The organism is Microbacterium sp. 69-7 (assembly GCF_001897985.1).
Lineage (GTDB): Bacteria > Actinomycetota > Actinomycetes > Actinomycetales > Microbacteriaceae > Microbacterium > Microbacterium laevaniformans.
Genome location: NZ_MKRU01000079.1, coordinates 1 through 9,929, shown reverse-complemented (window position 1 = coordinate 9,929; position 9,929 = coordinate 1). Strand labels below are relative to the sequence as shown.

8 protein-coding genes are annotated in these 9,929 nt (G+C 66.6%); 4 read left to right on the top strand and 4 right to left on the bottom strand.

Annotated elements, in window-relative coordinates:
* The first annotated feature begins 103 nt into the window (after positions 1–103).
* Positions 104–1,411, top strand: coding sequence for a Mu transposase domain-containing protein (locus BGN98_RS07490; protein ID WP_231860846.1), 1,308 nt, complete (start codon positions 104–106; stop codon positions 1,409–1,411).
* Positions 1,408–2,223 (top strand): IS21-like element helper ATPase IstB, encoded by an 816-nt coding sequence (gene istB, locus BGN98_RS07485; RefSeq protein WP_016464970.1) that lies wholly within the window; start codon positions 1,408–1,410, stop codon positions 2,221–2,223. The genes BGN98_RS07490 and istB overlap by 4 nt, the downstream gene beginning before the upstream one ends.
* Here the strand turns inward: istB and BGN98_RS07480 are convergent.
* From BGN98_RS07480 to dnaB, 3 genes are all read right to left on the bottom strand, one after another.
* The gene (locus BGN98_RS07480) at positions 2,198–2,755 is read right to left on the bottom strand and encodes a hypothetical protein (protein ID WP_288120569.1); all 558 of its coding nucleotides are present in this window, start codon (positions 2,753–2,755) and stop codon (positions 2,198–2,200) included. The two genes, istB and BGN98_RS07480, sit on opposite strands and share 26 nt — an antisense overlap.
* Positions 2,700–5,435 carry a YobI family P-loop NTPase gene (locus BGN98_RS07475; protein WP_288120567.1) on the bottom strand — a complete coding sequence of 912 codons (2,736 nt, stop codon included), beginning with the start codon at positions 5,433–5,435 and terminating at the stop codon, positions 2,700–2,702. The genes BGN98_RS07480 and BGN98_RS07475 overlap by 56 nt, the downstream gene beginning before the upstream one ends.
* Before the next feature lie 93 nt (positions 5,436–5,528).
* Positions 5,529–6,911: a replicative DNA helicase gene (gene dnaB / locus BGN98_RS07470; protein ID WP_204948090.1), complete on the bottom strand. Its 1,383-nt coding sequence runs from the start codon at positions 6,909–6,911 to the stop codon at positions 5,529–5,531.
* Between the two features lie 457 nt (positions 6,912–7,368).
* On the opposite strand from dnaB, the gene BGN98_RS07465 reads away from it, so the two are divergent.
* Both BGN98_RS07465 and BGN98_RS07460 read left to right on the top strand, forming a co-directional pair.
* On the top strand, positions 7,369–8,316 hold the full coding sequence (locus BGN98_RS07465; RefSeq protein ID WP_288120565.1) for a hypothetical protein: 948 nt from the start codon (positions 7,369–7,371) through the stop codon (positions 8,314–8,316).
* Between the two features lie 83 nt (positions 8,317–8,399).
* A complete protein-coding gene (locus BGN98_RS07460; RefSeq protein ID WP_288120563.1) occupies positions 8,400–9,362 on the top strand; it encodes a hypothetical protein in 963 nt (320 codons plus the stop codon).
* 81 nt (positions 9,363–9,443) lie between these two features.
* On the opposite strand, the gene rplI is transcribed toward BGN98_RS07460, so the two are convergent.
* A complete protein-coding gene (gene rplI / locus BGN98_RS07455; protein ID WP_288120562.1) occupies positions 9,444–9,896 on the bottom strand; it encodes a 50S ribosomal protein L9 in 453 nt (150 codons plus the stop codon).
* Positions 9,897–9,929 lie beyond the last annotated feature (33 nt).

Here is a 9,929-nt window from a genome sequence, read left to right as displayed (position 1 = left end):
GTCGCTCCGCCGCATGAGGCGGGCCTTCCTCGATGCTGGTGGTCTCTCACCACACACCAGCCCGAGGAAGGCCCTGTTTCTCATGCTCTCAGAGAGGAGCAGCGTGGATATCCACGCTTTGAAACGGCAGGGGTTCACGATCAGCGAGATCGCCCGCCGCACCAATCACGACCGTAAGACCATTCGCGCGTACTTGAATGGGCAACGCGAGCCCGGAGTCCGCGAGTCCGCTGGCCCTGACGCGTTCGAACCGTTCGTCGACTATGTCATCGCGAGGCTGACTGAGGACCCGCACCTGTGGGCGATCACGCTGTTCGACGAGCTCGTCCCGTTGGGGTTCACGGGTTCGTATCCGACGTTGACCAGACAGATCCGCGTCCGCGGGCTGCGGCCGGCGTGCACCGCGTGCGCGCATGTCACGAAACGCGCGAACGCGGTGATCGAGCATCCGCCTGGGGAGGAGACGCAGTTCGACTGGGTCGAGATGCCCGACCCGCCAGAGCAGTGGGGATTCGGACGCAAGACCGCCTACGTCCTGGTCGGCTCTCTCGCGCACTCCGGGGTCTGGCGGGGCGTGATCTCCCCGTCGATGGACACACCGCATCTGCTGGCTGCGATGACGACCCTCCTAGCCCTGCAGGGCGGGCTCACGAGGGTTTGGCGGTTCGACAGGATGCGGACCGTCCTGGACCATACCAGCGGCGACCTCGTCCCGCAGTTCGCGGCGTTCGCGAAGCATCACGGCGTGACCGCGGTGGTCTGCCGTCCCCGGTCGGGAAACCGGAAGGGCGTGGTCGAGAAGAACAACCACACTGCCGCACAACGCTGGTGGCGCACACTGCCCGACGAACTCACTCTCGAGCAGGCGCAGGCCAGCTTGAACGCCTTCGCCGCAGGTCAGGACGACCGGCGGCGTGAGGGCGAGCTCGGGACGACGACCGCGTCCGCGCTGTTCGTGAACGAGCGGCTCAGACCGCTGCCCGCGATGGTGTTCCCGGTGATCGTGACCGAGGAGCGCACCGCGACCCGGCAGGCGCTGATCGACTGGCGCGGGAACCGCTACTCCGTCCCGCCCGAACTGGCCGCTGCGAAGGTCACCGTGTCCCAGCGGCTCGGCGCCGACAACATCGACATCGCCACCATCTCGGGCGCGGTGATCGCCCGTCACCGCCTCGCACAGCCCGGGCTCGGGATCACGGTCCGCGACACCGGACATGTCACCGCGCTCGAAGCAGTCGCGATGGCCTCGGCGCCGCCAGGACGTCCGCACCGCCGCAAGGAACGCATCCCACCTGGTGCTGCCGCCCGGCAGGCAGCAGCCGTACTCGCCGGCACCGCAGCACCCTCCACGACCGTGATCAGCCTGGCCGCTTATGAGCAGGCCGCGAAGAACAGGAACACCCTCCGATGACCACCACCACGACCGCCCCGGCAACCGCGGCCAGCATCTATCAGCAGCTGCGCGGCCACCTCACCGATCTCAAGCTCGCCGACGCCGCCGACGCGCTCCCATCCGTACTCGACCAGGCCCAAGCCGAGGGCTGGTCGCTGACACAAGCCCTTGAGCATCTGCTGCGAGTCGAGATCACCGCGACCGACGCGCGGCGCCTGGCAGGCCGGTTCCGGTTCGCGAACCTTCCCACCGGGCAGACCCTCGCCGACTTCGACCTCGATGCTGCCAGCGGCATCGACCAGTCCCTGCTTGCAGAACTGGGCACCTGCCGGTTCGTCGACACCGCCACCAACGTACTCCTCATCGGCCCTCCCGGCGTCGGCAAGACCCACATCGCGACCGGCCTCGGCCACGCCGCCGTCACCGCCGGCTACCGGGTCTACTTCACCTCCGCAGCCGACCTCGCGGCCCGCTGCCACCGCGCCGCAATCGAGGGCAAATGGTCCACCATGATGCGGTTCTTCGCCGGCCCCACCCTGCTCATCATCGACGAGCTCGGCTACCTGCCACTGCCCGGCGAGGCCGCGTCCGCACTGTTCCAGGTCATCAACCAGCGCTACCTGAAGACCTCGATCGTGATCACCACGAACCGCCCCGTCGGAGCCTGGGGCGAGATCCTCGGCGACGCCACCGTCGCCGCCGCGATGCTCGACCGACTCCTACACCGATCCGTCGTGATCACCCTCGACGGAGCGTCCTACCGCCTCCGCAACCACCACGCCGCAGCAGACGAACTCCGCCGCATCACCACCGGCACCAACCTGCGCTAACCTTGCCCCGCGACCTGAGGAATTCCGATGAGCAACTCTGGGGAAATTCGCTGAGCGCCGTCAACGCCACGAATGTCGCCGACGCGTTCGACGAAACGATCCAGTCTGGCGCCGTCTGAGACTCCACGACAAATGCTTCCTGTGCGTGCGCGGTGGCGAGAGCTTGGAAGGTGCTAGCGCTGTCGTCGAGCAATCCTGCGTTCATGAGTGCCGTGACAAGATCCGCCTCATCCCCCATCGATCGTGATGCTGGGACCGTGTCTACGAGCTGTCCGGCAAGCGTGACACGAGCGGCGACATCGAGCTCATCCTCAGAGACGAGGCGCGCGGCGAGAGTGATGCGCGCGGTCACGTCGGTCTCTGGCGGGACGGCGAGAGTGGGCGAAGCAGCGAGGTACTCGATCAGAGGAGCGTCCAGGGAGCGTACGGCGATGTAGTTCGTGACGTTCGCGAAGGTGAGGGGGAATCGGTGTGATTCAGCAAGAACGGGAAGCAGCGTCGCCGGCACTGCATTGATGTCTCGGATGAGCATCTCCGCGGGCATCCGCCGCGCGATCTCGCTTGCCGCGCCGGCCCTTGAAAGCTCCGCGGCCCTCCATCACATCCACTGCCATGTCAACGTCGGTGATACTCGGGCGGTGGGATGCGTCGATGCTTGACAGGTACGCCTCGAAGTGCCCGAGAACGTGGTCGAACGTCGGATCCTCGAGTTGCATGATTGCATCGAGCGCGATGTCGCCCCCGCCGACTGCCACCTCGAGGTTCGGCGCATTTACCTCGTAACGGCGCGCGACCACGACAGACCGCTGCGCGGCCGGTGGGAGCGCTCGGATATCTGCGAGACTGACGCCGAGTTGGGTAAGCGCAGCAGTCGCTCGCTGGGGCGTACCGTCAGCACTCAGTTCCGTGAGGCGCCCTGGGTTCTCAGCGAGAAGTCGCTTGACGTCGTCGGGTACCTCGTACTCCAGCTCTGGATTCAAGGACTCGAAGGCGGCGACGACGAGATCGAGCTGATCCGCCGCGACGGCGGGTCCTTCAGTATCGATGAACTTGAAGACCCCCTCCCACTGCGCTGCGACGCGACTGATGAGCGTCGCTGGGAGCCGACCACGCTGCAAATAGCTGCGCATGAAGCCGACGGCGGCGGGGTCAGCAACGGCGAGAGCGGCGATGTTCTTCGCCAACCGACCGTCTTCTCGCGCCAGCAGCTGGTCGTAGATCGCGATGTTGAACAGCCCGGTCGATTCGAACGCGCGCGGGCCGCCGAGCTCGAGCACCGCGTCGACGTCCTTCTCGTCGAGTGGGTAGTCGTGATCCGGGGTGTCTGCTTGCAGGTGTTGGATCACGTAGGTCATCGCGGCTGCAGAGGCAATGACGCCGTAAAACTCGGAAGCGTAGAGTGCGAAGTTCCTATCGATCAGCCCTTCTGCGAGGAGGTCGTGCAGAAGCGGGTCGACGGTGCCGCGGATAAGTCTCGAGGAAGAGTCACTCGTCTGTCGCATCAGCAACTGTTGGAAGTCGGCCGTGCGGTACCACTGCAGCTCAGCGCGCGCATCCTCAGAAGCCGCCGCGGTATCGGCGACGACTTGGTCGCTCCAACGCGCCGGGACGGGCACGCCCAGATCCGCAGCGATCTCGTCAGCGGTGAGCTCGAAAAGAACCTCTCCATTCACGACGACCTGCAGAGCGTGGCCGGAGTCGATTGCCGCTTCCCAGAAGCGGGCAGTACTGAGCGCGGCGGGTGCCCAATCGGCTCCGCCAATTCGATAGGTCGCAGTGTGTCCACGCCTATGTACCCGTGGAAGCCAGCGTTCGACAAGATCTTGGAGCGCAGCGCCAAGTTGCTCAGCGCGCGCATCAGTCGCTGCAATCTGCGTACCCTGCTCACGCAGCGCAGCGAGCGTCGCCGACGCAGTATCCATCCCACTCGCGATGATTTCTCGCGAGCGTCGGTACAGCACGTCCAGCTCACTTGATCCGACCCGGATCAGCTCGAACTGCTTCATATGGGTGTTCTTGTAAGCAACAAGCGCGAACAACCCGCTTGAGGTGAGCCCGCCGAGCTTTCCGCCCGCCAGCACACGAGCGTGGAAGACCCGAAACTCGTTCAGGATGTTGCGCAGAAGCCGCATATCTGTCACGTGCTTCGCCACCACGCGGACCGCCTCGAAGGAGATCGCCGAGTCAACCTCGGCGGCCAGATCGAACAGGAGGTCGGCAGACGAGCGGTGTGTGATGAACGGCACGATCGGGACAACGAGCTCGAAGAACTTGGTTCGCTGCGTCGCCGCATCCGACAGTCCGCGGTCGGCCTGCCACACGCCCGGTGCTGCGTCCGGGCCATCCGGCGTATCGCGCGGCACCTCAAGGTCTTCGAAGATGCTGTCCCGGACAGCGTAAACGAAGTGGACCGGACGCTTTCGAAGTTGTCGCGACGTGTTGAGCACGGTGTTGAGCTCACGCAGAGACGCGTAGATTGTCGGGTCCTCGAACCGGTCCAGGTCCTCAATGATCACGATGTCGCGACGAGTCTTTTCAAAGAAGTAGACGATCTCGTCGAGGTACTCATCGAAGTAGCTGCCACCGTCGGACTCCGCGGTCAGGCTCACCGACGTCGCTGAGGTTCCCAGTTTGTCGATTCGGATCCGGTTGTGCAGGAGCGCCATAACCACGTACGCGATCACGCCGGCGATCAACGCTGCAGAAAGCAGCAATGGGACTCGCATGCCCTCGTTGGCGGGGGCGAGTTGGAACGGTGCTCCCCAACCTGTGATCCATAAGGTGAGTGCTATGAGGACAGCGACCAGCGCGGATGCAACCAGCGTTCGCCCTACTGGCAGCCTGCTGATCCTCTTGAACCTCGATCCCGGGACGCGGCTGGGGCGCTCACGATAGAGCAGCTGCTTGACGATCTCCTTCTGGATGTAGTTGTTGAGGTCGTCACCACGCTCAACACCGACGTCGCTGAGCGACGACAGTGAGATCTCAACCACGCGCTTGCCGAGCTGGTCTCGCACGCCCGCGAGCACGCTACTCTTCCCGCTGCCGTACCCCCCGGTCAACGCGATATTCCATACGCGCGCGCGTCGATCGTCGTCGGTGAGCAGGTCGACGAGCTCGTCGCGATAAGTGCCGTGCTGGTCGCTCACGAACCGTGGAACGAGCGACTCGAGCCTCAGTGGACTGGTCACCGTCTCGCTGGCATCAGTCACACCGAACCCCTCAATCGTCCACAGCAAATGGCAGGGATGCCAAGTGCCTGCCAACTACCCGTGGAATATGTCATTTCGGCGTGGAACCTACATCTAACCGAAGTCCCCCGGGGCCATATCCGTGAAGCGCGAGAAGTGGCCCTGGAAGGCGACGGTGATCGTGTCGGTGGGGCCGTTACGGTGCTTGGCGACGATCAGGTCGGCCTCGCCGGCGCGGGGGCTGTCCTTCTCGTAGGCGGCCTCGCGGTGCAGCAGCACCACCATGTCGGCATCCTGCTCGATCGAGCCCGACTCACGCAGGTCGCTCAGGGCGGGCTTCTTGTCGGCGCGCTGCTCAGGACCACGGTTCAGCTGCGACAGGGCGATCACCGGCACCTGCAGCTCCTTGGCCAGAAGCTTCAGCGCACGCGAGAACTCCGAGACCTCCTGCTGACGGCTCTCGACCCGCTTGCCCGACGTCATCAGCTGCAGGTAGTCGATGACCACCATCTTCAGACCCACGCGCTGCTTGAGCTTGCGGCACTTCGCGCGGATCTCCACGAGCGTCATGTTCGGGCTGTCGTCGATATAGAGCGGCGCGTCGTTGATGCGACCGCGGGTCGCCGCGATCGTCGTCCAGTCGCGGGAGTCGAGCGTGCCCTTGCGCATGCTCTGCAGGGGAATCGCGCCCTCGGCGCTCATCAGACGCATCGCGATCTCACTGCGACCCATCTCCAGCGAGAAGAAGATCGTCGGCATCTGTGCCTTGATCGCCGCGGCCCGCGCGAAGTCGAGCGCCAGCGTCGACTTACCCATGGCGGGACGCGCGGCGATGATGATCATCTGGCCAGGGTGCAGACCGTTGGTCAGCTGGTCCAGCCCGGAGAAGCCGGTCGGGATGCCGGTCATCTGGCCGTCACGCCCGCGGGCCGCCTCGATCTCCTCGACCGCGGCATCTACCGCGATCTGCAGCGGCACGTAGTCTTCGGCCTGCTCCGCGCCGGTGACCGAGTAGATCTCTGCCTGCGCGTTGTTGACGAGGTCGAGCGCGTCGCCCTGACCGTTGTAGCCCATCTGCACGATGCGGGTGCCGGCCTCCACCAGCCTTCGCAGCAACGCCCGCTCGCGCACGATCGACGCGTAGTAGGCGGCGTTGGCCGCCGTCGGCACGATCGAGGTCAGCGAGTGCAGATAGTCGGCACCGCCGGAGCGCTGCAGGTCACCGGTCTTGATCAGCTCGTCGGTGACGGCGACCACGTCGGTCGGCTCACCGTGCGAGTACAGCGAGAGGATCGCCTCGAAGATCAGCTCGTGCTTCGGCACGTAGAAGTCGGTGCCGCGCAGCGCCTCGATGACGTCGGCGACGGCGTCGCTCGACAGCAGCATGCCGCCCAGTGTGCTCTGCTCGGCGAGGAGGTCGTGCGGCGGCGTGCGCTCGGGGCCGCGGCTCTCCAGGGGTCCACCGAAGCGATCCTCGGAGATGTCCGCGATCGACATGCAGTCCCCTTCACACGCTCGATGACCGGTCCCGCCGCGAGACCACACGTCACGTTAGGCACGGGTTCCGACAGTCGCAAACAGGCCTGTGGATAACTCTGTGGATGATCTGCGCGAAACGCCGGACTCCCTGTGCACAGTACCTGTGGAAACACGCCGACCAACCTCAAGATTCGCCTTTATAAATAGCTATTAACCTGGTTTTTTCAGATTCACGACCTGTGGATGCGCAATGTGGTTGAAGTACCGCTTGAAGGTTGACGCCGTGGGTGAGGGTTGGGGACAACCATGGGGATTAATGCGCCCTTGTCAAGTCGAGCCGTCCGCCCCGGCGCGTCGGAAGTTTCGCGACAGGGGTCTGGACACGAGTGATATATCTGCGTATCTTCTCTGTTCCAGGCACTCCATGGGTGTCGGCGTGCGCCGGCATCCCGACACCTCGTCGTGGGAGGTGAACATGGCAACAATCGCAGTCCCCCCGCTGCGCCGCGGACGATCGACCACCGAGTCGACACGGCGATGGGCGATGCTGGGCGCGCTCGGCGTCGGAGCCGCGTTCGCCTGGTTCGCCATCTCGCTCTTCTCCGGTCCGTCGGCCCACGCCGCCGACGACACCGACAATCCCCTCGGCTCCCTCGTGGGCGGTGTCTCCAGCACGCTCTCGAAGGTGACCACACCCGTCCTCGACCCGGTCGCAGAGATCCTCTCTCCCGTCGCCGAGACCGTCGCCCCCGTCGTCGAGAGGGCCGCTCCGCCGGTGGGCGGCATCGTCGACTCCGTCGCCCCCGTCCTCGAGCCGCTCGCACCGGTCGGCCAGGTCGTCGCCCCCGTCGGCTCGGCGGTCGGCGAGATCGTCAGCCCCCTCGCACCCGTTCTCGCGCCGGTCACCGGCGCGGTGAAGCCCATCGTGGATGCCGCGGCCCCCGTCACCGACGCCGTGAGCTCACGTCCGGTCGTCGGCGAACTCGTGACCCCCATCACGAGCGTCGTCGTCCCCCCTGTCGGTGGCCCGGCATCCCCCCTCCCTCCGTCCACCGACGCACTCGAGCCGACCGATGCGGCACTGGCCGTGCTCTCGGCGACCTGGGACCAGGCGATGCACGGTGTCACGACGACCGCGAACGCGGCCGCGATGTCGCTCGGCACCGCTGTCACTTCGTTCGTTCCGGGTGCGGGGGCTCTTGCCCGAAACGGGTCCGGCGCTCCCGGCGGCTGGGGACTTCTCGGTCCCACCCTGGACGCCATCTCGTTCTTCTCCAGCGGAGCTGGATTCTCGTTCGGCGCGGGCGCTGTGCTCGCCTTCGGTCTGTTCGCTGCACACCGCGCCTGGGTGCTGCGACGCCGACCGGAGGACGACTCTGCCCTCCCCGCGCCGGTGTTCGCCACCGACGTCTCCCCTGACTGACGGGGGTTTGGCCGCCTTCCGAGCGGCACGATCCCGCGCGCTGTGCGCGCACACCCCCCAACACTCTCAGGAGAGAAATCATCATGAACACCAACCTCACGCGCGCCCTGTGGGGCACGCTCCTGGCCGGAGGCATCACGCTCTTCGGCGCAACGGTCGCCCAGGCGGCCGAGACAACGGGTGACGACGGTCTGCTGTCGGGCACCCAGGGGCTCATCTCCGTCGCGGTGCCCGTCACGGTCGCCGGCAACGGCATCTCGGTGCTCGGCGACGCCACCAGCACCGACGCGCAGACCTCGACCCCGTCGATCTCGGTCGGCGGCGCTGACGCGTCGACGAGCGGCTCCGACGGCGCCGGCTCGGGCACCCAGGCCCTCATCGACGTCGTCCTCCCGGTGACGCTTGGCGGCAACGCCGTCTCCGTCCTCGGTGACGCCGAGAGCACGGATGCCGCGACCTCGCAGCCGGCTGAGGCACCCGCAGCGGCGCCGGCGGCACCGGCGGCTCCCGCACCCACCACGAGCGGCTCCGACAGCATCCTGGGCGGCACCCAGGGCGTCGTGAACGTCGCCGTGCCGGTGACCGTGGGCGGCAACGCCATCTCGGTCCTCGGCGACGCCGAGACCACCAAGGCCACCACCACGGCCCCCGCCGGCACCTCCGGCACGACCACGGGCGGTTCCACCACCAGTGGACCCGGCAGCATCCTCGGCGGCACGCAGCTCGGCCTGCCGATCACCGCGCCGATCACGCTCGGCGGCAACGCCGTCGCGATCGTCGGCGATGCCACGACGACGGGGCCGACCACCGGCACCCCCGGCAACCCCGGCAACCCCGGAAACCCCGGAAACCCCGGTAACCCGGGCAACCCCGGCACGTCGACCACCGGCGGCACCGAGGTCACCGGCATGGTGGCCGCGAGCGGCCCGGTGAAGGCGCTCGCCACGACCGGCGGCATCCTCAACCTGCTGCCGCTGCTGGCAGGGCTCGCCGCTCTCGCGCTGGGGGTGATGCTCACCGCACGCCGCCGCAGCCGCACCGAATGACCCCCGGCGGCGGGGGCCGGCGACCGTGCCTGGCGCCGGCCCCCGCACCGTCAGGGCGTAAACGACGGATGCCGTCGGGTCTTACTTGGCGGCGACCACCTGGAGGGTGATCACAGCGGTGAGGTCGTCGCGCAGACGCACGGTCGCCTCGTGCTCACCGACGGCCTTGATCGGCGCGGTGATGTGGATCTTGCGCTTGTCGAGCTCGCCGAGACCGGCAGCCTTGACGGCGTCGGCCACGTCGGCGGTCTTGACCGAACCGAAGAGGCGGCCTTCCTTGCCGGCCTTGACCGACAGCTTGACCTTGTTCGACTCGAGGGTGTCCTTGAGCGCGACGGCCTCTTCGTGGTCGTGGATCGCGCGCGACTCGCGGGCGGCGCGGATCGACGCCACCTGCTTCTCGCCACCGCGGGTCCACGCCACAGCGAAGCCCTGAGGGATGAGGTAGTTGCGGGCGTACCCGTTCTTGACCTCGATGACGTCGCCGGCGCTTCCGAGCCCGGCAACCTCGTTCGTGAGAATCAGCTTTGCCATGATGGGTGCTCCTTAGCGGCCAGCGCCGGCGTA

What these genes read in the sequence shown, in the direction of transcription:
- dnaB (WP_204948090.1), bottom strand. Translation starts at nt 6,911, where the DNA reads ATGTCGATCGCGGACATCTCCGAGGATCGCTTCGGTGGACCCCTGGAG.
- BGN98_RS07480 (WP_288120569.1), bottom strand. Translation starts at nt 2,755, where the DNA reads ATGCTCATCCGAGACATCAATGCAGTGCCGGCGACGCTGCTTCCCGTT.
- BGN98_RS07460 (WP_288120563.1), top strand. Translation starts at nt 8,400, where the DNA reads ATGAACACCAACCTCACGCGCGCCCTGTGGGGCACGCTCCTGGCCGGA.
- BGN98_RS07465 (WP_288120565.1), top strand. Translation starts at nt 7,369, where the DNA reads ATGGCAACAATCGCAGTCCCCCCGCTGCGCCGCGGACGATCGACCACC.
- rplI (WP_288120562.1), bottom strand. Translation starts at nt 9,896, where the DNA reads ATGGCAAAGCTGATTCTCACGAACGAGGTTGCCGGGCTCGGAAGCGCC.
- istB (WP_016464970.1), top strand. Translation starts at nt 1,408, where the DNA reads ATGACCACCACCACGACCGCCCCGGCAACCGCGGCCAGCATCTATCAG.